Annotated in this window: 17 protein-coding genes and 1 pseudogene; 12 read left to right on the forward strand and 6 right to left on the reverse strand. The window is 74.2% G+C overall.

The window, feature by feature from the left end; genetic code table 11:
* Positions 1 to 167 precede the first annotated feature (167 nt).
* The 3 genes from ACN265_RS01765 (at position 168) to ACN265_RS01775 (ending at position 2472) form a co-directional block, all read left to right on the forward strand.
* On the forward strand, positions 168 to 269 hold the full coding sequence (locus ACN265_RS01765) for a 30S ribosomal protein bS22 (protein WP_007465623.1): 102 nt from the start codon (positions 168 to 170) through the stop codon (positions 267 to 269).
* Positions 270 to 388: 119 nt separating this feature from the next.
* Positions 389 to 1462: an NAD-dependent epimerase/dehydratase family protein gene (locus tag ACN265_RS01770; protein ID WP_204924771.1), complete on the forward strand. Its 1074-nt coding sequence runs from the start codon at positions 389 to 391 to the stop codon at positions 1460 to 1462.
* 155 nt (positions 1463 to 1617) lie between these two features.
* Positions 1618 to 2472, forward strand: coding sequence for a lysophospholipid acyltransferase family protein (locus tag ACN265_RS01775; RefSeq protein ID WP_204925012.1), 855 nt, complete (start codon positions 1618 to 1620; stop codon positions 2470 to 2472).
* Between the two features lie 36 nt (positions 2473 to 2508).
* Here ACN265_RS01775 and ACN265_RS01780 read toward each other — a convergent pair whose 3' ends face one another.
* From ACN265_RS01780 to ACN265_RS01790, 3 genes and pseudogenes are all read right to left on the reverse strand, one after another.
* The gene (locus ACN265_RS01780) at positions 2509 to 3378 is read right to left on the reverse strand and encodes an HAD family hydrolase (RefSeq protein ID WP_421405817.1); all 870 of its coding nucleotides are present in this window, start codon (positions 3376 to 3378) and stop codon (positions 2509 to 2511) included.
* A gap of 106 nt (positions 3379 to 3484) precedes the next feature.
* Positions 3485 to 4348, reverse strand: a complete 864-nt coding sequence (locus ACN265_RS01785) for a DUF5667 domain-containing protein (protein ID WP_420118541.1) — start codon at positions 4346 to 4348, stop codon at positions 3485 to 3487.
* Positions 4349 to 4577: 229 nt separating this feature from the next.
* Positions 4578 to 5423: pseudogene (locus ACN265_RS01790) on the reverse strand (ECF subfamily RNA polymerase sigma factor, BldN family); the annotation flags it as partial.
* Between the two features lie 895 nt (positions 5424 to 6318).
* Between ACN265_RS01790 and ACN265_RS01795 the strand changes: the two are divergent.
* From ACN265_RS01795 to ACN265_RS01825, 7 genes are all read left to right on the forward strand, one after another.
* A complete protein-coding gene (locus ACN265_RS01795) occupies positions 6319 to 6573 on the forward strand; it encodes a glutaredoxin family protein (protein WP_204924775.1) in 255 nt (84 codons plus the stop codon).
* Between the two features lie 293 nt (positions 6574 to 6866).
* The gene (locus ACN265_RS01800; RefSeq protein ID WP_145921832.1) at positions 6867 to 7637 is read left to right on the forward strand and encodes a redox-sensing transcriptional repressor Rex; all 771 of its coding nucleotides are present in this window, start codon (positions 6867 to 6869) and stop codon (positions 7635 to 7637) included.
* On the forward strand, positions 7634 to 9025 hold the full coding sequence (locus tag ACN265_RS01805) for a glutamyl-tRNA reductase (protein ID WP_420118538.1): 1392 nt from the start codon (positions 7634 to 7636) through the stop codon (positions 9023 to 9025). The genes ACN265_RS01800 and ACN265_RS01805 overlap by 4 nt, the downstream gene beginning before the upstream one ends.
* The gene (gene hemC, locus ACN265_RS01810) at positions 9022 to 9990 is read left to right on the forward strand and encodes a hydroxymethylbilane synthase (protein ID WP_421405818.1); all 969 of its coding nucleotides are present in this window, start codon (positions 9022 to 9024) and stop codon (positions 9988 to 9990) included. The genes ACN265_RS01805 and hemC overlap by 4 nt, the downstream gene beginning before the upstream one ends.
* Positions 9987 to 11567 (forward strand): uroporphyrinogen-III synthase, encoded by a 1581-nt coding sequence (locus ACN265_RS01815; RefSeq protein WP_420118537.1) that lies wholly within the window; start codon positions 9987 to 9989, stop codon positions 11565 to 11567. The genes hemC and ACN265_RS01815 overlap by 4 nt, the downstream gene beginning before the upstream one ends.
* 19 nt (positions 11568 to 11586) lie before the next feature.
* Positions 11587 to 12570, forward strand: coding sequence for a porphobilinogen synthase (gene hemB / locus ACN265_RS01820; RefSeq protein WP_377682266.1), 984 nt, complete (start codon positions 11587 to 11589; stop codon positions 12568 to 12570).
* 719 nt (positions 12571 to 13289) lie between these two features.
* Positions 13290 to 13907, forward strand: coding sequence for a helix-turn-helix transcriptional regulator (locus ACN265_RS01825; RefSeq protein WP_421405819.1), 618 nt, complete (start codon positions 13290 to 13292; stop codon positions 13905 to 13907).
* A gap of 56 nt (positions 13908 to 13963) precedes the next feature.
* Here ACN265_RS01825 and ACN265_RS01830 read toward each other — a convergent pair whose 3' ends face one another.
* The 3 genes from ACN265_RS01830 to ACN265_RS01840 form a co-directional block, all read right to left on the reverse strand.
* Positions 13964 to 17236: a lamin tail domain-containing protein gene (locus ACN265_RS01830; RefSeq protein WP_421405821.1), complete on the reverse strand. Its 3273-nt coding sequence runs from the start codon at positions 17234 to 17236 to the stop codon at positions 13964 to 13966.
* A gap of 140 nt (positions 17237 to 17376) precedes the next feature.
* Complete coding sequence (locus ACN265_RS01835; RefSeq protein ID WP_204925013.1) at positions 17377 to 18393, reverse strand: GNAT family N-acetyltransferase; 1017 nt, start codon at positions 18391 to 18393, stop codon at positions 17377 to 17379.
* 72 nt (positions 18394 to 18465) lie between these two features.
* The gene (locus tag ACN265_RS01840) at positions 18466 to 19923 is read right to left on the reverse strand and encodes a lytic murein transglycosylase (protein WP_421405822.1); all 1458 of its coding nucleotides are present in this window, start codon (positions 19921 to 19923) and stop codon (positions 18466 to 18468) included.
* Between the two features lie 59 nt (positions 19924 to 19982).
* Between ACN265_RS01840 and ACN265_RS01845 the strand changes: the two genes are divergently transcribed.
* Together ACN265_RS01845 and ACN265_RS01850 are read left to right on the forward strand one after the other, a co-directional pair.
* Positions 19983 to 20210 carry an FmdB family zinc ribbon protein gene (locus tag ACN265_RS01845; RefSeq protein WP_204924783.1) on the forward strand — a complete coding sequence of 76 codons (228 nt, stop codon included), beginning with the start codon at positions 19983 to 19985 and terminating at the stop codon, positions 20208 to 20210.
* A 172-nt stretch (positions 20211 to 20382) separates the two neighbouring features.
* Entirely contained in the window at positions 20383 to 23211 is a 2829-nt protein-coding gene (locus ACN265_RS01850; protein WP_420117664.1) for an ATP-binding protein, read from the forward strand.
* Positions 23212 to 23214: the final 3 nt, after the last annotated feature.

The following is a 23214-nucleotide window of genomic DNA, read 5'->3' on the forward strand; positions in this document are numbered from 1 at the left end:
TTGGTCCTGCTGACGCTCTCCGGCTACCCTGGAGCCCGATCTGACCGTGCGCCGGTGCGCCCCGACGCCACCAGGCTGGTCCAGGTCCGTTGTCCGTAAAGCGGCCACCGGCGTCACCATCTCGACGCCGAGGGTCCGTCCCGAACGTTGCATTGAAAGGCTGTCGTATGGGCTCGGTGGTCAAGAAGCGTCGCAAGCGCATGGCTAAGAAGAAGCACCGCAAGCTGCTGCGCAAGACCCGCGTCCAGCGTCGCCGTCTCGGCAAGTGACCGACGCCGGGTCACCCCCGGCGTCCGGTACCACTTGCCAACTGTCGACCCCCGGAGGCTCAGGTGATCAGGCCGCGGACATCCCGGCTCGATCACTCCTGCCGGTCAGGGCGTGCACGATGACCCCCGGTGGCACCTCAGGTGCTCCGGGGGTCGTCGTCGTGACCGGGGTCGGTCGCTACCTCGGCGCGCACGTCGCCGCCCGGCTCGCCGCCGACCCCCGGATCGAACGGGTGATCGGCATCGACCCGGCCACCCCCGGCCCCGAGTTCGCCGGCCTGCTCGACCGGGTGGAACGCGTCCGGCTGGACCTCGACTCGCTCGGCGGCCTGCTGGCCGACCTCGACGTCGCCGCCGTGGTCCACCTCGCCCTGGTCACCGCCCCCGACCCGCAGCACGGCGGTCGGGGGGCGATGAAGGAACAGAACGTCATCGGCACCATGCAGCTGCTCGCCGCCTGCCAGCGGGCGCCCCGGCTGCGCAAGCTGGTGGTCCGGTCGTCGACCGCCGCCTACGGCGCGTCCTTCCGCGACCCGGCGGTCTTCACCGAGGAGACCGAGCCCCGTGAGGTGCCGCGCGGCGGTTTCGGCCGCGACATCCTCGACATCGAGGGGTACGTGCGCGGCTTCCGCCGCCGTCGGCCCGACGTGACCGCGACGGTGCTGCGGTTCGCCCCGTTCATCGGCTCCACCGCCGACACCACGCTCACCCGCTACTTCTCCCGGCCGGTGGTGCCCACCGTCTTCGGCCGTGACCCCCGGCTCCAGTTCGTGCACTTCGACGACGCCCTGGAGGTGCTGCACCGGTCCGTCGCCGAGGACCACCCGGGCACGTACAACGTGGCCGGGCCGGGGGTGCTCTCGCTGTCCCAGGCGATCCGTCGGGCCGGCCGGGTGGCCGTACCGGTGTGGGAGCCGGGGCTGTCCGGGGCCGCCGCGATCGCCCGTAACCTCGGCTTCGGCCGCTACGGCCTCGACCAGGTCGACCTGATCGTGCACGGCCGGGTGGTCGACACCCGCCGACTGACCCGGGAGTACGGCTTCACCCCGCGTACCACGGCGGCGGCGTTCGACGACTTCATCCGGGCCCATCACGGCGGGGTGGTGGTCACCCCGGACCGGCTCGCCTCCGCCGAGCAGGCGGTGCTGGAGAGCATCCGGCAGGTCCGCTCCGCCGTCCGGGACCGTACGTGACCGCGCAGAACGGCCACCGTCGGCTCACCACGCCACCCGCCCTTGCCTCGCGCAACGGCTCGGGCCCCGACCCGACCGTCCCCGCGACGCCCCGTCCCACCCCGGCCGCCTCCGATCCGGCCGGCTCCGGTCCGGCGGGTGGGCGCTCGCCGGGGGTGGAGCGGCCCGGTGACCAGTGGGACCGTCGGGTCGCCTCCGGGCTGGCGTTCCTGCGCCGCCGCCTGTCCGGCCAGTACGAGGTGGACGAGTTCGGCTTCGACCCGGAGCTGACCGGGACGGTCTTCCACCCGCTGCTGCGGCTGCTCTACCGCGACTGGTTCCGTACCGAGGTCACCGGCCTGGAACACGTACCCGCAGACGGCGCCGGCCTGGTGGTCGGCAACCACTCCGGCACGGTGGCCCTGGACGCGCTGATCCTCTCCGCGGCCCTGCACGACCAGCATCCCGCCCACCGCTACCTGCGGCTGCTCGGCGCGGACCTGGTCTTCCGGATGCCCGTCGTCTCCGAGTTGGCCCGCAAGACCGGCGGTACGGTCGCCTGCAACCCGGACGCCGAGCGGCTGCTCGGCAACGGCGAGCTGGTGGGCGTCTTCCCGGAGGGGTTCAAGGGCATCGGCAAGCTCTACTCCGACCGCTACAAGCTGCAACGCTTCGGTCGGGGTGGTTTCGTCTCGGCGGCGTTGCGCACCGGCACCCCGATCGTCCCGGTCGCCATCGTCGGCGGCGAGGAGATCTATCCGATGCTCGCCGACATCAAGCCGCTGGCCCGGCTGCTCAAGCTGCCCTACTTCCCGGTCACCCCGACGTTCCCGTTGCTGGGGCCGCTGGGCATGGTGCCGCTGCCGAGCAAGTGGCTGATCGAGTTCTGCCCGCCGATCCCGACCGCGCACCTGACCGACTCGGCCGACGACCCGCTGGTCGTGTTCAACCTCGCCGACCAGGTCCGGGAGACCATCCAGCAGACCCTGCACCAGCTCCTGGAACGCCGCCCCGACCCGTTCGGACCCTGACCGCTCCCCGGAGCCCGGGCGACGCGGTGGCCCGGGTCAGGCCGGGCGGCGGCGTCGGTGCAGTGCCCGACCGGCGGAGACCGCGCCGGCCAGCAATCCGAGCGCGGCCGTCGACGGTACGGCGATCCGCGCGGCCCGGCGACCGGTGCGGAAGTCCCGCACCTCCCAGCCCCGTTCCCGGGCCACCCGCAGCAACGCGCCGTCCGGGTTGACCGCCACCGCGCGTCCCACGGTGGTGAGCATCGGCAGGTCGTTGCTGGAGTCGCTGTAGGCGGTGCAGCGGGGAAGGTCGAGCCCTTCGACCGTGGCGAGCTGGGTGACCGCCTCGGCCTTGGCCGGCCCGTGCATCAGCTCGCCCACCAGCCGACCGGTGTACGCCCCGTCGACCACCTCGGCGACGGTGCCGATCGCGCCGGTCAGGCCGAGTCGGGCGGCGATCACCCGGCCGATCTCCACCGGCGCGGCGCTGACCAGCCAGACCCGCTGCCCGGCGTCGAGGTGCCGCTGGGCGAGCCGACGGGTGCCGGCCCAGATCCGGGGCGCCATCAACTCGTCGAAGATCTCCTCGGCGAGCCGTTCGACGTCACCGACCCGCCAGCCCTCGACGAAGGCGAGGGCGGCCTCCCGGGCCTGTGACATGTCGCCGGCGTGCTCGGTGGCCAGCACCCGGTACCGGGCCTGCTGCCAGGCGAACCGGGCCAGGTCGCCGGTGGTGAAGTAGCGGCGGGCGGCGAGCCCCCGGGCGAACCAGTAGATCGACGCGCCGCGCATCATCGTGTTGTCGACGTCGAAGAACGCGGCGGCACGGGGGTCGGTCGGGGTGGACCCGACGGCCGTCGCGTCCGCCCATCCGGTGGTGTGTCCGTGGGCGTCGGTGCTGACCGTGACCCTTCGGGTGCCGGCCATGGCGCCTCCCCTCCGACGAGCGACCCTTCATGATCGAGCCTAGTCCGGGCGCGGACCGTGGCCGGCCGGCCGGCACGGGAAGTGTGGCGTGCGGCTCCGTCGCCGGTCAGCGGTCGGTCGGGCAGGTGCCGGGCACCGGGCCGAGGGCGTCGCTGCCGACCGGGGCGGGCAGCGCGCAGGCGAGCGCGGTACGCAGCGCGTCGGAGCGCCGGCGGATGGCGTCGAGCAGGGCGAGGGACTGCCTGGTGCGTTCCCGTTCGGCGGAGCCGGCCCCGTCGAGCAGGCCGCCGACCGCCCGGCGCTGCCCGCTGACGAAGGTGTTCACCGCGTCCAGCGCCGCCGGATCGCCGTGCTGCACGGCACCGCCGGTGAGCAGCCGTACGCCCTGGCGGGTGTCGGCGTCCATGTCGTCGAGCACCGCGCCGAACCCGGTCGCGTCGTCGCGGAGCGTGGCCGCCTCGTCGAGCCGGGTCCGGGCGAAGTCGAGGAAGAGTTGCCCCCGGCTGACGTCCGAGCTGGCCAGGGCGAGCTGGGCGCGTTCGGTGGAGCGCTTCATGCCGTACAGGGCGTCGCCCGGTACCGCGTTCTCGCTGGCGGCCGAGATGCCGGAGACGGCGACCGCCCCGGCCGCGATGCCGACCAGGATCGCGCCCCGGGCGCGGGCCCGTCGGGCGGTCGCCCCGCCCAACAGGGAGCCCCGGCCGGTGGCCTGCGACGTGCCGTCGGTGACCGGGTCGGTGGCGTGCTCGCGTTCGGCGGCGGCCACCAGCATGGCCCGCAGGCCGGCTCGGAACTCGACGTCCACCCGGATGTCGGGTCGTTCGGCGACGAGTCGCTGCCCGACCGCCACGAGCCTGGTGAGCTGGTCGTCGGCGCGGGACCGGACGTGGTGGCGTCGGCCGCCGTTGGCCTCGTCGAGAAGCTGGGCGAAGCGTACGGCCCGACGACGGGAGAAAAGGTCGCTGTCCACCGCAGGCACCCCCTCTCGCTGGTCACGGCCGGTCGGCCGCGGTGGTCCACGCGACCGGCGGCGGCGTGCACCGTCGTACCAGGGTCGTGGTCGGCGGCGCTGCTCCGGACCGGGACGGGTCCGGGGTGCGCCGGACAACCACCGGCCGCACCCGGAGAAACGCTCCGTGCCGGGCCCCGGTTACGGGACGGTCGGGAGTGAAATCACGAAGAGTGATCGTCGCGGCAGGTCAGGGCTGGAAACCGTCCGGAAGTAGACGGGCCAACGCGCGGACCGCTCGGTACTGCAACGCCTTGATCGCTCCCTCGTTCTTGCCCATCGCGCGGGCGGTCTCGGCCACCGAGAGGCCCTGGAGGAAGCGGAGCACGATGCACTCCTGCTGCTCCGGGTTGAGCCGGGTGACGGCGGTGAGCAGGGCGACGTTGGTGATGTGTTCGACCACCGCCGCTTCGGGGCTGCCCTCCGGCCCCCGGTCCTCCCGGTCGGCGTCGAGCACGTCGCCGGTGGTCACCTCCAGCCGGTAGCGGCCGGACTTGAAGTGGTCGGCGACCAGGTTGCGGGCGATGGTGACCAGCCAGGCTCCGAGGTCGCGGCCCTGCCAGGTGAAGCTGCCGATCCGCTTGAGGGCGCGCAGGAAGGTGTCCGAGGTGAGGTCCTCGGCCAGCTGCCGGTTGCCGACCCGGAAGTAGACGAACCGGAAGACGGTGTCGACGTACCGGTCGTAGATGAGGCCGAACGCCTCGGCCTCGCCGGCCTGGGCCCGCTCCACCAGCGTCCAGACCTCGGTGGCCGGGTCGGACGGGTCGGGGCGGCTCGGGAAGCCGGTGGGGGAGGTGCCGGCGGGCGGCGTCGCGGTGGCGGGCGGTCCGGCGGCCGGGACCGTCGGCTGCCCCCCGGGTACGGCCGGGATCAGGGCGGTGTCGTCGGCGGGTACGGCCGGGATGACGGCGGTGTCGTCGGCCGGCACCACCGGTATCACGGTGGTCTCCCCGCCGGCGGGATCGGTGGTGGCGGGCGGCTCGCCGACCCGTCGGGTCTGCGTCGGCATGGGGGGCCGGGAGTGGGAGGTCACCCGGCCGGCCGGCGTGGCGTTGCCGCCGGGGGCGGCGGGCCGGGGGGCCGCCTCGTTGGGGTGCGGACGCTGGTGCGGCCGGCGGGGCGTCGCCTCCGGGCGGGCCGGGTCGAGCCGTTCGTTGACCGACGCCCGGGGCGTCGGCCCGGTCAGTCCGGTGGGATGATCCGGGTAGCCGAAGGCGGTCACCGGGCCTCCCCGCAGCGGGTCACGACCGTGACCGGACGGCGGCGGGCGGCCGCCGTGCCGGGTCTGCCCCGGACGGGCAGGGCCGTGTGGGGGGGTGCCGACGCGCGGCAGATCCCCTTGAGGTGCTGGTCCAATGCGCGCACAGGCACGGGGGCCTCCTCGGGCTGAGGGGTGTCGACTCACGGCAAATGGGGTGAGCCGACCCGAGTGATGATAGGGCCAACGTCACCCGCGTGTGCCAAGTCCGTTACACAGGGCCAAAGTATTTGCCCGGCCCGCCGACCCCTGGCGGACCGGTTGTCCGTCGTGGTCGGTTGACTTTCACGTCGCGACTTGTTCCTTGATGGAAATTGCAGCCCAGGGGGGTCGTGGAGGGTCACCGGCACCCCGCCCCGCCGGTCCGGCGACGGGGCCCACGGGCCCGTCCGGCACCGCCCCGGGGGTGGTCGTGTCGGCCCCGTTCGGGTGGTCCCGGTCGACGCTGCGTGACGGTTCGGTGTGTGGGCCTGGTCGGGCGGTCGACGGCGTGCCAGACTCAGCCACCGCGCGACCGGCTCGGGCGTCCCGGGTGTGCCGCACCCGGGGACGGGCGAGACTGGGCGGGCGTGCCCGGCCCGCCGCCGGGCATCAGGCACCGGTGCGCGGCGGTCCGTCCACCGCGCGCATCCCCGTCGCGGCCGAGTCCGGCCGCCCTCACCCGGAGGTCCCGATGTCCACTGCCGCCCGGCTCGCCCTGATCACCCGCCCCGGTTGCCACCTGTGCGACGACGCCAAGGCCGCGCTGGAGCGGGTGGTGGCGGTCACCGGGGACCGGTGGGTGGAGAAGGACGTCACCGGCGACGTGGAGTTGGAGCGCGAGTACGGCGACCGGCTGCCGGTGGTGCTGCTCGACGGCAAAGAGCACGGCTACTGGCGGGTGGAGGAGGAGCGGTTGCTGCGCGACCTGACCACCCCCCAGCTCTAGGGTGGCGCGGATCACGCTGGGTCATCGAGCAAGCGCGATTGGTGAGAGAAGTCGGGATTGCGCAATAATCGCGCGGCGGCACCGCTGGCGTGCCCGATCGATCTTGTGAGATGGGGGAGCAGGTGCAGGGGGGCCGCGATTCAGCAAGATCGCGATTTGTGCACGTCTTCACAAGCGCCTACTCTGTAGTTTCGACGCGCCCTGCTAGCACGGCCGGCTCGCCCGGCCACCGGCGGGGGTCCCCCAACGGGCGGGCACCGGAGCCGGCCGAGGATCGCACCGCACGGAGTCTCATGAGTCAGCACCGTCACCCTGGCGCGCCCGGCCGCGCCGGTGCCGTACCGGCGCTCCCGGACCTCCCGGAGGCGACCGTCGCGCGGCTCCCCGAGTATCTTCGCGCCCTGCACAACCTCGCCGACGCCGGCCACGAGACGGTCTCCAGCGAGGGCCTGGCCGGGGCGGCAGGGGTCAACTCGGCCAAGCTCCGCAAGGACCTCTCCCACCTCGGCTCGTACGGCACCCGGGGGGTCGGCTACGACGTCGCCCTGTTGATCGACCAGATCGAGTTCGTGCTCGGGCTCACCCAGCGCCGGGCGGTCGCCCTGGTCGGGGTGGGTAATCTCGGTCACGCCCTGGCCGGCTACGACGGCTTCGCCAGCCGGGGTTTCCGGATCGCCGCCCTGTTCGACGCCGACGCGTCGCGGGTCGGCGAGATGATCAACGGGCTGGTCGTCCGGCACGTCGACGAGCTGCCCCGGGTCGCCGCCGAGGAGGCGATCTCGATCGGCGTGATCGCCACCCCCGCGCCGGCCGCCCAGGCGGTGGCCGAGCAGCTGGTCGCCGTCGGCGTCACGAGCATCCTCAACTTCGCGCCGTGCGTACTCTCGGTGCCGGACGGGGTCGACGTGCGCAAGGTCGATCTCGCCATCGAGCTTCAGATCCTGTCCTTCCACGAGCACCGCAAGGCGTCGTTGACCGCGCTGCCCGCCGCCGGCGGCTCCGCCCTCACCGCCCTGCCCGGCGGGCTCGCGACCCCCGACACCCAGGAGGCGATCGGCACGTGAAGCTGCTCGTCGTCGGCGCGTCCTACCGCACCGCTCCCGTGGCCACGCTGGAGCAGCTTGCCGTCGCCCCCGCCGACCTCACCCGCACCCTGGACCGCCTGGTCGCCCAGCCGTACGTCGCCGAGGCGGTGCTCGTCTCCACCTGCAACCGGGTGGAGGTGTACGCCGCCGTGTCCGGTTTCCACGGCGGTCTCGGCGACGTCTGCGCCGTTCTCGCCGAGCAGGCCGGCGCGCCGCCCGCCGCCTTCGCCAGCCACCTCTACGTGCACTACGACTCGGCCGCCGTCGACCACGTGTTCCGGGTCGCCGCCGGGCTGGACTCCATGGTGGTCGGCGAGGCGCAGATCCTCGGCCAGCTCCGCGACGCCTACCACTGGGCCTCCGGCGCGGACACCGCCGGACGGCTGCTGCACGAGCTGATGCAGCAGGCGCTGCGGGTCGGCAAGCGGGCCCACGCCGAGACCGGCATCGACCGGGCCGGGCAGAGCGTCGTCACGGCCGCCCTGGACCTCACCGCCGAACTGCTCGACGGCGACCTCGCCGGCCGGCCGGCCCTGGTGGTCGGGGCCGGCGCGATGGGCGCGCTGAGCCTGGCGACGCTGTCCCGCCGGGCCGCCGGGCCGCTCACCGTCATCAACCGGGGGGCCGACCGGGCCGTCCGGCTGGCCGAGTCGTACGGGGCGAACGCCGTCCCGATCGCCGGACTCGTCCCCGCGCTCTCCACAGTGGACATCGTAGTGGCCGCCACCGCGGCCACCGAACCGGTCCTCACCGTCGACGTGGTGACCCGGGCGCTCGACCGCCGCGACCCCGACCGGGGGCCGCTGGTCCTGCTCGACCTCGCCGTGCCCCGCGACGTCGCACCCGAGGTGGCCGGGCTGCCCGGCGTCGAGGTGATCGACATCGACCGGATGGCCGCACTGCTCGCCGACGGCCCGGCCGCAGCCGACGCCGCCGAGGTGGGCCGGATCGTCACCGCCGAGGTCGAGGCCTTCCTGAGCTGGCTGCGCGGGGCCGACGTGGCGCCCACCGTGGCCGCCCTGCGCGGACGCGCCGACGACGTGGTGACGGCCGAACTGCGCCGGCTCGCCCAGCGTCGCCCGGACTTCAGCGACGACCAGCGCGCCGAGGTGGCCCGCACGGTGCACCGGGTGGTGCAACGGCTGCTGCACCAGCCCACCGTCAAGGTCCGCCAGCTCGCCGCCGAACCGGGCGGTGACCAGTACGCCGCGCTGCTGCGCGAACTGTTCGACCTGGAGGTGCCGCAGACCTCCGGGGTCGACGCGGTGCCCGACGTGGTCCAGACCGTCGACGGCCGTGGTTCGTTCGGGGTGGCCGACGTGCCGGCGACCGACACCGACCAGCCGCCCACCGGAGGTGAGCGATGAGTACCCCCCTGCGCCTCGGCACCCGGGGCAGCGCCCTGGCGATGGCCCAGTCCGGCCACGTCGCCGCGGTGATCACCGCGGCGACCGGCCGCGCCGTCGAGCTGGTCGAGGTGGTCACCGCCGGGGACCGGTCGTCCGCGCCGGTGCAGCGCCTCGGCGTCGGCGTCTTCGTCTCGGCGCTGCGCGACGCGTTGACCGCCGGCACCATCGACCTGGCCGTGCACTCGTACAAGGACCTGCCCACCGCCGGGGCGAGCGGGCTGCACGTCGCGGCCGTGCCACCCCGGCAGGACCCGCGCGACGCGCTGGTCGCCACGGGTGGGCGTACCCTCGCCGAGCTGCCGGCGGGGGCCGTGGTCGGCACCGGCGCGCTGCGCCGTATCGCCCAGTTACACGCCCTCGGCCTGCACCTGGAGGTCACCCCGATCCGGGGCAACGTCGACAGCCGGCTCGCCCGGGTGCTCGGCCCGGACGCCGACCTCGACGCCGTCGTCGTGGCGCGGGCCGGGCTGGCCCGGCTCGGCCGGACCGACGTGATCACCGAAACGCTCGACCCGATGCTGATGCTGCCCGCGCCCGCCCAGGGCGCGCTGGCCGTGGAGTGCCGGGCCGACGACTCCGACCTGGTCGAGCTGCTCGCCGTGCTCGACCACGCACCGTCGCGGGCCGCGGTCGTCGCGGAACGCGCGTTGCTGGCCACCCTGGAGGCCGGGTGCTCCGCCCCGGTCGCCGCCTACGCCGAACTCGCCGAAGGCGACGCCGGTGATGAGATCTACCTGCGCGGGGCGGTGATCAGCCCGGACGGTTCGCGAGACATCCGGCTGTCCCGCACCGGAACGCCCGCCGACGCGGCGGAGATCGGCAAGGCACTCGCCGCCGAACTCCTCGAACTCGGCGCCGACTCGATCCTCGGCCACGAAGGAAGCACCGGCCCGGGGACCCAGCAATTTGGGAGCACAGAATGACCCGCACCCGTAAGCCCGTCGGCCGCATCGCGTTCGTCGGCGCCGGACCCGGTGACCCGGGCCTGCTGACCCGCCGGGCCCACGACGCCCTGGTCGACGCCGACCAGGTGGTGTACGACCGGGGAGTCCCCGAGACGCTGCTCGACGTGGTCCGGGCCCAGGCCCGGTCCGACGCCCAGTTCAGCCCCGCCGAGGGCGTGCCGGGCGACGTGGCGAAGATGCTCATCAGCGCGGCCCGCTCCGGGCTCAACGCGGTGCACCTGGTCGCCGGTGACCCGTTCGGCCACGACTCGGTGGTCAAGGAGGTGCAGGCGGTCGCGCGTACCGCCGCGCACTTCGAGGTGGTGCCGGGCGTCGGCCAGGCCGAGGGCGTCGCCACCTACGCCGGGGTGCCGCTGCCCGGGGTACGCACCGCCGCCGACGTCGAGGACGTCAGCGCGCTGGACTTCGACGCGCTCGCCGCGGCCGTCGCCCGGGGTTCGCTGGCCCTGGCGGTCGACGCCGGTGACCTGGCCGCCGTGCGGGACGGTCTGCTGGCCGCCGGGGTGGACGGCAGCACCGGGGTCGGGGTGACCGGCGACGGCACCGGCGAGACGCAGTACACCACCACGTCGAGCGTGGACTCGTTCGTCGCGGCGGCGCTGGGCTTCACCGGCCGGGTGGTGCTCACCGTCGGCGAGGGCGTCGGCCAGCGGGACCGGCTGAGCTGGTGGGAGAACCGCCCGCTGTACGGCTGGAAGGTGCTCGTCCCCCGGACCAAGGAGCAGGCCGGGGCGATGAGCGCCCGGCTGCGCGCGTACGGGGCGATCCCGTGCGAGGTGCCGACCATCGCGGTGGAGCCGCCGCGTACCCCGGCGCAGATGGAGCGGGCGGTCAAGGGGCTGGTCGACGGCCGGTACGCCTGGGTGATCTTCACCTCGGTCAACGCGGTCCGGGCGGTCTGGGAGAAGTTCGCCGAGCACGGTCTCGACGCCCGGCACTTCGGCGGCGTCAAGATCGCCTGCATCGGTGAGGCCACCGCCGACGCGGTGCGCGCCTTCGGCATCCAGCCGGAGCTGGTGCCCGACGGGGAGCAGTCCTCCGAGGGGCTGCTGGCCGAGTTCTCCCCGCACGACGAGATCCTCGACCCGGTCGGCCGGGTGCTGCTGCCCCGCGCCGACATCGCCACCGAGACGCTCGCCGCCGGGCTCACCGAGCGCGGCTGGGAGGTCGACGACGTGACCGCGTACCGGACGGTCCGGGCCGCCCCGCCGCCCGCCGAGATCCGCGACGCGATCAAGTCGGGCGGGTTCGACGCGGTGCTCTTCACGTCCTCCTCCACGGTGCGTAACCTCGTCGGTATCGCCGGGAAGCCGCACGCGCGTACCGTGGTTGCCGTCATCGGGCCCAAGACGGCGGAGACCGCGACGGAGTTCGGCCTGCGGGTCGACGTGCAGCCGCCGCACGCCTCGGTGCCCGACCTGGTCGAGGCGCTCGCCGCCTACGCCGTCGAACTGCGGGAGAAGCTCGCCGCCATGCCGGCGAAGCAGCGTCGGGGTTCGAAGGTGCAGGGGCCCACCGCGCTCAGGTTCCGCTAGCCGTACTGGGAGGCCCCTCATGCCGTACCCCGAGATCCGGCCCCGCCGGCTGCGTCGCAACGCGGCCGTGCGGCGGCTGGTCTCCGAGACCCGCGTCGACCCGGCCGAACTGGTCGTGCCGATGTTCGTCAAGGAGGGGCTGACCGAGCCACGGGCCATCGCGTCGCTGCCGGGGGTGCTCCAGCACTCCCGGGACTCGCTGCGCAAGGCGGCCGTGGAGGCGGTCCAGGCCGGGGTCGGCGGGATCATGCTGTTCGGGGTGCCCGAACGGCGCGACCCGACCGGCTCCGGCGGCATCGACCCGGCCGGCATCCTCAACGTCGCCATCCGCGACGTGGTGGCCGAGGTCGGCGACGCCACCGTGGTGATGAGTGACCTGTGTCTCGACGAGTTCACCTCGCACGGGCACTGCGGACTGCTCACCCCCGAGGGCGGGGTGGACAACGACGCGACCCTGGCCGCGTACGCCGAGATGGCGGTGGCGCAGGCGGACGCCGGGGTCGGCATGGTCGGCCCGTCCGGGATGATGGATGGGCAGGTGGGCGTGGTCCGCCGGGCCCTCGACGCCGCCGGCCACGCCGACGTGGCGGTGCTGGCGTACGCGGCGAAGTACGCCTCCGCCTTCTACGGCCCGTTCCGCGACGCCGTCGAGTCGGCGCTCGACGGCGACCGGCGCACCTACCAGCAGGACCCGGCGAACCTGCGGGAGTCCCTGCGCGAGGTCGAGCTGGACGTGGCCGAGGGTGCCGACCTGGTGATGGTGAAGCCGGCCCTGCCCTACCTCGACGTGGTGGCGGCGGTCCGGGCCGCCGTGGACGTCCCGGTCGCCGCCTACCAGGTCTCCGGCGAGTACGCGATGGTCGAGGCGGCCGCCGCGAACGGCTGGATCGACCGCGAGCGGGTGATGCTGGAGACGCTCACCTCGATCCGGCGGGCCGGCGCGCAGGTCATCCTCACCTACTGGGCGGTCGAGGCCGCCGAGTTGCTGCGCCAGCGCTACTGATCGCGGGGGCGGGCTGCGTGCCGCGAGCGCCGTGGCCCACCCTCGTCCGCGTCACCCGGACCGTCCCGTCGCCGTTCCCGGGTCCCGTTCCCAGCCCTGCCCCCGCCCTGGCTCCTGACCCCGGTCCCCGGCATTCGGCATTCGGGCCCGCCCCCGGTCCCGCTCCTGGCCCTAGCCCCGGTCGCCGTGACCTCCCGGCCCCGCTCCCGCCTCAACCCAGGTCCAGACCCTGCCCCGGTCGTGCCCTGGCCCTTGGCCCGGCCCCCGGACCCGCGTCGGCGAGTGGGGTTGCGGCGAGGCTTGCCTGAATCGGCGGCAACCGCCCGCTCGGCGGGCGACCGCTTTGATTACTCTCCGCACTTTATGGCTCTCCTCCCCCTACCCTCGTTCGCACACTTTGCTCTGCTGCCATCTACGCGACACTCACCGTGGGTGCCTGTCGCGGATGAGGCAGCAGAGCAAAGCTTCGGCGGGGCAGTGGGTGGGGGTGGAGAGGGGGTGGATGTTCTGGCTGTTCAGGGTGTTTCGATGGATCTTGACGGTGATGACGCCGTTCGAGCCGGCACTACTCGCAGTAATTGCGGCGAGAAGGCGGCGAAGTGACCCGGTGTGATCGGATGGAGTTCGCGAAGGGTGGGGTTTTCCACAGTTCGCGGCGTTGTCCACAGCCGACGACGGCGGGGTTGCGGCGTGGTCCGGCCGGGCGCGACGGTGGCGACATGACCGACCCCGCGCTGCCACCCGAACCCACCGCCCGCCCCACGCCGGGCACCGGTCCGGCTTCCGCAGACCCGCCCGCCCGGGGTGCGACCTCCCCGCCCGCTCCGGACGAGGAAGGGGAGGAGCCGCCGACCTTCCTCAGCACGCCGTACGACCTGCCGTGGCCGGCTGCCGGGATCGTGCGGGCGGTCCGGCGGCGTGCCGACGCGAGTCAACGGGAACTGGCGCGCTGGGCGGGGGTGCACCACGGCACGGTGGGGCGGATCGAGGCGGGCGCGCTCACCCCGAGCATCGCCCTGCTGCGCCGGATCATCGCGGCGGCCGGTTTCCGGCTGGCCGTGGTCGACGAGTTCGGTCGGGTGCTCACCCCGATGCGGGACCGCGACGACATCCGCGACGGTGCCGGCCGCCGCTACCCGTCACACCTGGACACCATCCTCGACCCGGAACCGGGTGAGTGGTGGGCGGACGTATACGGGCTCGCCCGGCCACCCGAGACGTTCTACCGCAACCGGGCCTTCCGGGACGCGATGCGCCGCCGGAGCCAGTGGGAGGTGCGGGTGGCGAAGTACCGCAACGTGCCACCGCCGCCCCGGGTGGTGCGCCCGCAACGATGACGGCCCGCCGGACCGGCGGGAAGCCGGACCGACGGGCCGTCGGAGGTGCGGAACGCTCAGTCGTCGTCGGTGATGGTGCCGGTCGCCAGCAGGTCGGCGAACCGCAGGTTCAGCGGACCGGCCACCGCGAACGCGATCTTCTCGTCCGCCTCCCGCTTGCGGTCACCACGCACGGTCACCGGGAACGCCAGCGAGGTCTGCCCGGCGGGCAGGGTCCGGCAGCCGACGTACGGCTCGAAGTCCAGCACGACCGTCGCCGTCAGCCCCACCGTGGCGGCGCAGAGCGTGGTCGGCTGGGACAGCGGGCGGGACACGGTGACCTGGAACGTCATCGTGCTGGTGCCCCGGTCACCCTCCACCACGGTGGCGTCGGCCACCCGCAGCGACGGCTGGCTGCGGAACCGGGCCACCTGCGGGTCGTGGTCGCTGGCCCCCCGGGTGCCGTCCCCGGTGAACTCCGCCGGCCAGTCCGCGTTGACGTGCGCGGCCCGGATCTGCACCAGGTCGGCATGCAGCGCGTCGTTGACGAACAGGTTGTCCAACGTCTGCGCCGACCCCTGGAAGCTGTACGAGTACGCCGCCGACGGCACGTCGGCCACCAGGTCGTCCCAGAGGTTGCGCAGGCCGGCCCGGTAGAGCGGTCCGAGCTGGTCCGACGGGGTCGGGTTCGCGCCGGTCGCGATCGGGTCGTCCGGGCGGGGGAAGACGTTCAGGTCCCCGCCGTACACCACCCGGGCGTCCGGGTCGGCCGCCTCGATCGCGGTGACGATCGCGGCCCCGTACGCGGCCTGCTCGGTGCGCTGCCCGACCCGGCTGTCCGGCCCCGACGAGTAGTGGTTGCTCAGCGCGTACAGCAGGTAGGACTCCGACCCGCCGGGCGTCGCCTTCACCACGAACTTGCCGAGCTGCGGGGCCCGGGTGAAGACGTTGTTGCCGTCCTTGCCGGTCGAGGTGTCGGTGTCGGCCGGCAGCACCGCGTTGAGCGCCTTCGGGTTCTGCACGTCCGCGTTGGACGCCAGCCCCGCCGACCGGTACTGCACCGTGGGCGCGGAACCCAGCAGCGGATCGGTGGCGCTCGCCCCGGCCAGCGACAACCGGTCGGTGCGGTACAGGAACGCCGAGGTGATGCCCCGGGCGTCCGCGCCGGTGCGGTCGTACGCCGCCGTGTAGGCGGGACCACCGGCGGCCCGGATCGCCAGCGCCAGGTCCTGGAGGGTGTCCGGCGCGCCGTCGGCGTTGTCGGTGGTGCCGCAGACCAGGCTGCTGCCGGAGACCGAGCAGATGTCCTGGTCCTCGGCCTCCTGCACCAGGATCAGATCCGGGGCGTGCAGGTCGGTGCGGATCTGCGCGGCCAGCTCGGACAGGTGCTCCCGGTAGTCGGCCTCGCCCGCCGGCACGTAGTCGAACGGCGGGGACACCCCCGGGCAGCCCGCGTTGCCGGTGAAGTCGCAGCCGTCGAACGGGTCGTCGCGGAAGTCGTACAGGTTCTCCACGTTGTAGGTCGCCACCGCGACCTCCCGGGCCCGGTCCGCCGGACGCGGCGGGTTGTTCGCCGCCGGGTCCACCCCGGCGGTCAGGGCCAGCGACTCCGGCTGCACGCTGAACTTGCTGAAGCCGTACGACACCGCGCCGAACGCGTCGGCGGAGAGGGTGTCGAAGGTACGCGCCGGCGGGAGCAGCGCCGTCGAATCACCGGCGGTGGCCTTCACGCCGCCGCCGCCGAGCAGGATGCGCTGCCCGTTGCCGTTGTCGAAGAGCTGCCCCGGCACGTCGTCCAGCGGGTGGGAGTCCCGGAACACCCGGCGGGCGTACGGGTCGGCCCGCTTCAGCAGCGGATCCGCCCGGTCCACCACCCACACCTCGGAGTCGGCGGTGGAGCCGAACACGTCCCGGGGGCCGGTGACGCCGGAGCCGCTGCGGACCCGCAGCCGGGCCCCCTCGTGCCGCTCCCAGAACCGGTCGGCCGCCGCCGCGTCGGCCGGCGGGACCGCGTCGTCCACGGTCACGGCGGTGTTCACGTCGAGCCCGGTGTCGAGCCGGCGGACCAGCGAGGCACCGGAGAGCTGGGTCTGGTCGAAATACTCCGACACCCGGCCGCGCAGCACCACCTCGTCGCCGACGGTCGGCGCGTAGCCACCGATCAGCGTGGTGAACGCGCCCATGAAGACGAAGATCCCGTCCGAGCTGAGCGGGTCGCCGTCCTCGGTGCCGGTGCGGCTCTGCAGGTAGAAGCCGTACTGGTCGGCGCCGGCCGAGGTGCGGGTCAGCGACTTCTGGGTGATCACGCCCCGCACGTCGTACAGCAGCGGGCTGGTGCCGGTGCCGGAGGGCGGGGCGAGCGGCGAGCGGTCGGTGCGCGGGTTCTCGTCGTCGCGGGTCGGGCCCTGCACCTGGCCCACCGACAGCACCCCGTTGGCCTGCACGGTGAGCGGGCAGGTGGCGGTGCCGCCGTCGGCGTCCGTCGCGGTCACGGTGACCGTGTACGTGCCGGCGGGCAGGCCGGTGGCGGTGACCGTCGCGGTCGCCGTGCCACCCGGCGCGGTCGCCGGGGTGAACGCGGTACGGCTGATCGAACCGCCCGCCGGGGCCGGGGTGACCGCGGTGACCGCCAGGTCGACGATCGTGTCGTCCGGGTCGGTGCCGGTGACCTGCCGGGTGCCCGTCGCGCCGGCCTCGATGGTCAGCGTCCCGCCGCAGGTCAGCACGGCCGGCTGGTCGACCGGGCCGCCGCCCTCGAGGGTGTGCGCGCCCAACCCGTCGAAGGTGTCGGTGGCGTAGCCGGCCCACTGGGTGGCCGGGTCGAACGCGTCGGACGGGTCGGTGTCCCCGCTGGACACCGACGGCAGCCGGCGCAGCGTGTTGTCGGCGGTGCTGGTCAGCCCGCTGCCCCACTCGGTGCCCGGGTCGACGCCCACCTGCCCGATCGCGTCGAGCACGACGGCACCCCGACGCAACACGATCGCGTCGTCCCCGTTGAACAGGCTGGCACCGGTGGTCTGGTCGGCCTGGGCGAGGATCGCCGGACCGGCCGACGCGGCGGCGAAGACGAAGACGTCCCCGGCGGCGACAGTGCCGGTGAGGGCGATCGTGGTGGCCGTGGTGGACCCGTTGAAATAGAGCTGGAGCTGGTAGCCGCCGGCGGTCAGGTCGATCGCCGCGCCGGTGCCGTTGTACAGCTCGATCGCCTTGTTGTTGGACGAGCCTTCGACGTACTCGGAGATGAACAGGTCGGTGGGCGCGGCGGTGGCCGCGGTGGGAGCGACGCCGAGCACCGGTACGGCGACGACGGCGACGGTGGCGAGCGCGGCGAATCTGCGGCGCAGGCGCATGGGGCCTCCACGATGGGTGGACGGGAACCAACGCACGTTAAGGTGCGCCGCTGTCCGCCGTCCATCCCCCCGGGGGCGATGTGGTGAATTCGCGACAGTGCCGCCCGGCGCCTCCGATCGGACGCCGCCGGCCGCCCTGCTCAGCGGTGGGTGTCGAGCCGGTGCACCAGCTCGGCGACGTCCACGCTGTACTCGCACCAGTCCCGGTCGGGCTGGTAGCCCAGCTCGGCGTTGACCTTGAGCATCGCCTCGTTGGCCTGGGCGTTCCAGGTCTGCACCTCGGTCAGCTCCGGCTCGGCGGACCGCAGCTCCAGCAGCATCCGCGCCTTGATCGCCCGGTCGATGCCGTAGCCCTGGTGGTCACGCACCACGATGGTGTCGTACTGGTCGGCGCGGGTGGGGTGCTGGACCGGCACCACCACCTCGGTCAGGCCGGCCACCGTGCCGGTGCGCTCGTGCAAGGCGAGCACGATGTACGGCTTCATGCCCCTCCGGTGCAGCGTGTCGAGGCTGTCCCGCAGCCGCTGCGGATCGTACGAGCTGGGGCGCAGTTCGCCGTCCTCGACGTCGCGGACCTCGGCCTTCGCCCGCGCGTACGCCTCGATCAGGTCGTCGGACGGCCCGCCCGGGTAGAACTCCAGGTGGTAGCCCGGGTCGACGGCGGCGGCCATCTCGGTCAGCGCCGTCCAGTCGACCGTGCCGAGGTCGAGCACGCTGCGGGTCTCGACGTACTCCCGGGTGAAGCCCAGCGACGAGTAGAACCCGATCGCCGGGGTGTCGCCGACCACCTCGACGCCGATGGACCGGAAGCCCTCCTGGTAGACCCGGCGGGCGGCGGTCAGCACCAGTTCCCGGCCCAGCCCGCTGCGGCGTACCGCCGGGTGCACCAGCACCTCCAGCACGCCGATGTCACCGAGCAGCAGCACGTGTACGTGCCCGATGATCGGGGCGGGACCCCCACCGGGCGGCGGATCGGCGTGGGCCACCCAGGAGATGCGTCGTTCGCCGGGCATCACCTCGGAGAGGTACTCCCGCAGCGAATCCTCCCGCCACGGCGGGTCCTGCGGGAGGTCGGCCGCGAGAACCGCGTTCAGCGTGTCCAGCACGGAGCCGATCTCGGCGGACGACGCGGTCCGGGGGTCCCATTCGCGCACCATCACGTGTCTAGCTTGCCGTCAACGGCTCTTCGGGGGAAGTGTCCGGTCCGGCAATGTATGCGAACGATCACCTCACGTACGGCTTGCGCTCCCGTACTCCTGGGCCTTGTCGAAGACGGCCTGCGCGTAGCGGCGCACGTCGTTGTAGGAGAGGATGGCGCCCCACCAGTCACCGGGGATGGTCATGTTCCGGCCGCCCTGGCACAGGTAGTTACCGGCGGCGAGGGCGGCGTCGTCCAGGTCGTGCGGGTCCTTGCGGCCGTCGTTGTCGGCGTCCGCGCCGACCTGCTGCCAGGTGGTCGGGATGAACTGCATCGGCCCGATGGCCCGGTCGTAGACGGTGTCCCGGTCGAACAGCCCCCCGTCGGTGTCCCGGATCAGGGACCGCCCGCCCTTGCCGTCGAGCGGATCACCGATGATCTCCGGTACGGCCCGGCCGTCCGGCCCGAGGGTCGCGCCGTTGGCCTGCCCGTGCCGGGACTCCACGTAGCCGATCGCGGCCAGCGTGGTCCAGCTCAGCTGGCAGCTCCGGTTCGTCTGGGCGAGCACCAGCTCGGCGTAGCCGTACGCCTGCATGGCGACCGGGGAGACGCCCACCTTGCTGCCCACGACCCGGGCCCAGTCGCCCAGCGCGTCGGCGGGCCGGCCGGCGGCGGGCGGTACGGCCGGTCCGCTCGGCACGGCCCCGGCCGACGGAAAGCCGCCCAGCGGCAGGGTGGGGGCGGCGGTACCCGGGAACACCGGCACCCCGGTGGTCGCCCCGGCCGACGGGACCCCGGGGCCGGCGCTGGCGCTGTCGTCCACGGCGACCGGTCGGGGTGCCCGGACCGCGCCCGGCACCACCACCGCGCCGACCGCGGCGGTCGCCGCGACCAGCGCGAACAGGAACAGGCCGGGGAGGGTCAACCGGCCGCTGGGGCGGCGTGACCAGGCCCGGGTGGCCCGGGTCGCGGCCCCCATCGCCTGCCGGGGCGGCGGCAGCCGGACGGCGTGCGCGAACGGCACCCGCCGTCGCCGACCGATCTTCGCCCCGGCCGCGGCGCTGCCGCCCGTGCCGCTCTCCCCGGTCCCGTCGCTCTCCCCGGTCCCGTCGCTCTTCGCGGCCGGCTCGGTCTTCTCCGCGGGTTCGGCTTTCGCGGCCGGCCCGGTCTTCTCCGCGGCTTCGGTCTTCGCGGCCGGCTCGGAAGCCTCCCCGTCGTCGGTCTTCGCGGTCCCGTCGGTCTTCGCGACAGGTCCGGCGGCTGGCTCGGCGGGCTTGGTCCCTTGGCCCGGGGCGGCCTGCTCGGCGGGCCCGGTCCCGCCGCCCGGGGCGGCCGGAGCGTCGGACCCGGGACCGGCGGCCGGCTCAGGAGCAGCGGCCGGCGGAGGACCTGCGGCGGGGCCGTCGCCGGCCGGGACGGCCGCCGGGGTGAGGGCGTCGTGGCGGGGACGGCGGGGGCGGGGGAGCCAGCCGCGTCGTGGAGCGGGGGGCACATCCTCGGGTGGGGTCGCTGCGCGCAGGAGCCGTTCCGTCGAATCTTCGCCGCTCACCACCGTTTGAGTATCACCCATGTCGGCCAGGGAGTCAGGTCCGGCCGTAGGGTGGGCCCATGCCCCGGTACGAGTTCCGCTGCCGCGCCTGCGGCGACACCTTCGAGGTCAACCGACCGATGGCCGAGGCCGGTGCGCCGGCTGACTGCCCCCAGGGGCACGCCGACACGGTCAAGCTGCTGTCCACCGTGGCGGTCACCGGCCGTGGGGGCGGCTCCGCCACCGGTGGCGCTCCGGCGGGTCCCGCCGCCGGCGGTGGCTGTTGCGGCGGCGGCTGCGGCTGTTGACCTGACCGGATCGGCTGGCGACCGCGCCGGAAGCGGCCGATGTAACGGTTCGACGCACCGGTGCGCCGAGATCAGTGACCCCTTGGGTCTGATATCGCCCGACCGTTCTCACGATGCGTGACCGGTCGACCATAGGGCAGCATGAACCCGACGTCAGGGGTGGAGGTCACGCATGTCGCCACGGATGCACCTCCCGAGCGGTTGGGTGACCTTCGTTTTCACCGACATCGAAGGTTCCACCAGGTTGGCGCAACTGCTCGGGCCCGACTACCGCCCGGTGCTCTGGGAGCACCGCCGGCTGCTGCGTGACACCCTGGCCGAGACCGACGGCGCGGAGCTGCTGACCGAGGGGGACTCGTTCTTCCTCGCCTTCCCGGACGCGTCGGCGGCGCTGACCGCCTGCCTGACCGCGCAGCGGGCGCTGTCCACCCACGACTGGCCCAACCCGGAAGCCGCGCCGAGGGTACGGATGGGGCTGCACACCGGCTTCGCCGAACCCCGCGACGGCGAGTACGCCAGCCCCGAGGTGCACCGGGCCGCCCGGGTGGCCGCCGCCGCGCACGGCGGGCAGGTGCTCTGCTCGGCGTCGACCGAGCGGCTGGCCCACCCGCTGCCCGCCGGGGCGACCCTGATCGACCTGGGCCTGCACCGGCTGCGGGGCTTCGACGACCGGGAACGGTTGTTCCAGCTCGTCGCGCCGGGGCTGGAACGGCAGTTCCCCCGCCCGAACACCGCCGAGGCGCTGGCGCACAACCTGCCCACCCAGGTCACCTCGTTCGTCGGCCGGGACACCGAGCGGGTGGAGCTGGATCTGCTGATCCGCCGCCAGCGGCTGGTCACGGTGGTCGGCGCGGGTGGGGCCGGCAAGACCCGGCTCGCCGTCGAGGTGGCCTCCGGTCAGGTGGAGGCGTACCCGGACGGCGTGTGGTTCGTCGACATCGCCACGGTCACCGACCCGGGGCTGGTGGCGTTCGCGATCGCCGCCGTGCTCGGGGCCCGGCCGGAACCGGGCCGCCCGATCCTGGACACCCTGGTCGAGTACGCGGCCGTCCGGCGGATGCTGGTGGTGCTCGACACCTGTGACGCCCAGCCGGCCGCCTGCGCCGAGGTGATCTCCCGGTTGCTCGCCGGAGGCAGCGGACTGCGGGTGCTGGCCACCAGTCGGGAGGCGTTCGGCCTGCCCGGCGAGGTGGTGTGGCGGATTCCGCCGCTGGCGGTCGACCCGCAGCCGGGGCGTACCGAGAGCGACGCGGTGGCGCTGCTGCTGGACCGTACGGCGGCGGCTCGGGGTGGCCGGCCGCCGGAGTGGACGGAGGCGGGCGACCTGCGCCGGGTGGTGCAGCGGCTGGACGGGTTGCCGTTGGCGATCGAGCTGGCCGCGGCCCGGTTGCGGGTGCTCTCCGCCGGTCAGTTGGCGGCCCGGCTGGACGACATGCTGGGCACCCTCGACGCCGGCCGGGGCGTGCCGGAGCGACCCCCCGAGCGGGGTTGGGCGGGCAACCAGCAGGACACCGTGGACCTGGTCGCCGCGGCCTCGGGCCAGACGCCGCCGAGCGCCGCGCACCGGGCGGTGCAGCGGTCGGCGACCGAACGGCACCTCACCATGCAGGCCACGGTCACCTGGTCGTACCGGACGTTGGGGCCCCGTGCGGCCCGGCTGCTGCACTGGTTGGCGGTCTTCACCGGGCCGGTGGACCTGGCCACGGTGGAGTGGCTGATCGGTGACGACCCGCTCGACCCGCTGTCGGTGCTGGTGGACAAGTCGATGGTGCTGGCCGAGCCGCACGCCTCGGGCAGCACCTACCGGATGCTCGACCCGATCCGGGCGTACGCGGCGCGCAGGCTGGTCGAGACCGGCGAGGAGCAGGCCGCCCGGGACCGGCACGTGGCCTGGGCGCAGCACGCGCTGCACCGGGCCCACCTGGGGGCGGACGGCCGCCCGGTCACCCTGTCGCTGTACGCGGTCGACCCGCTCGCCGGTGAGCTGCGCTCGGCGCTGCGCTGGTCGGCCACCGGGGGCAGTGCCCGGGCCGGGCTGCTGCTGGCCGGTGGGCTGGACCAGTGGTGGCGGGAGCGCGGGCTGTCCCGGGAGGCCCGGCTGTGGCTGTTCCGGCTGTACGGGCGGATCGCCGAGACCGGCGAGGCGATCCCCGAGGCGGAGCTGGCGGCGGCGTACCACCTGCACTCGCTGCACGCCGGCGCGGACGGCGAGTTCGCCGAGGAGCTGCGGTTCTCGCAGCGCGCGGAGGCGGCGGCCCGGCAGGCCGGCGACGCGGGGCTGCTGGCCCGGGTGCTCGCCGGGCGGGCCGTGCCGCTCGTCGACATGGGGCAGTTCACCGAGGCGGAGCGGGTCTGCCGGGAGGTCATCGACTGGGCCAACGAGCAGGAGGTCGGTGGGGACGCGTTGCTCGCCGTCTACCACCTGGCCGAGCTGCTGTGGCGGCGGGGCGCGCTGGTCGAGGCGGCGGAGCTGCTGGGGCGGGCCCGACCGGTGGAGGCGGCCCGCCCGGTGGAGCGCGGGCGCCGCTCGGTGGACATGCTGCTGGGCATGGTGGCGCTGGCGCGGCGTGACCTGGTGGCCGCGCACGAGCACCTGCTGGTGGCGTTGCGGGCCCGGATGGGGCACGGCTACCACGGGCGGGCCTGCGACACGGTGAACGCGGTGGCGGTGCGCTGCGCGTTGGGCGGGGAGCCGTTGACGGCGGCCCGGCTGTTCGGCGCGGCCCAGGCCACCCGGGCCCGGCTGCGCGGCACCCCGGGCATCTACGGCTCGTACTGGCTGCAGCAGCAGGCCGAGCTGCGACGCATCCTCGGCGACGCGGCCTTCGACGCCGCGTACGGCGAGGGTGGTGAGCTGGGCCTGGAGGAGGCGGCGGCGTTGGCGTTCGCGGTGGAGCACCCGGACATGGCGGCCGACTCGATCCGGTTCCGGGCGACCGGCGTGGTGACGCCCCGGCCGGTCGGCCGCCGCGAGGCGGACCGCCGGGAGGAGTGGGCCTGACCC

Source organism: Micromonospora sp. WMMD730, from assembly GCF_049178955.1.
Classification (GTDB): domain Bacteria; phylum Actinomycetota; class Actinomycetes; order Mycobacteriales; family Micromonosporaceae; genus Micromonospora; species Micromonospora wenchangensis.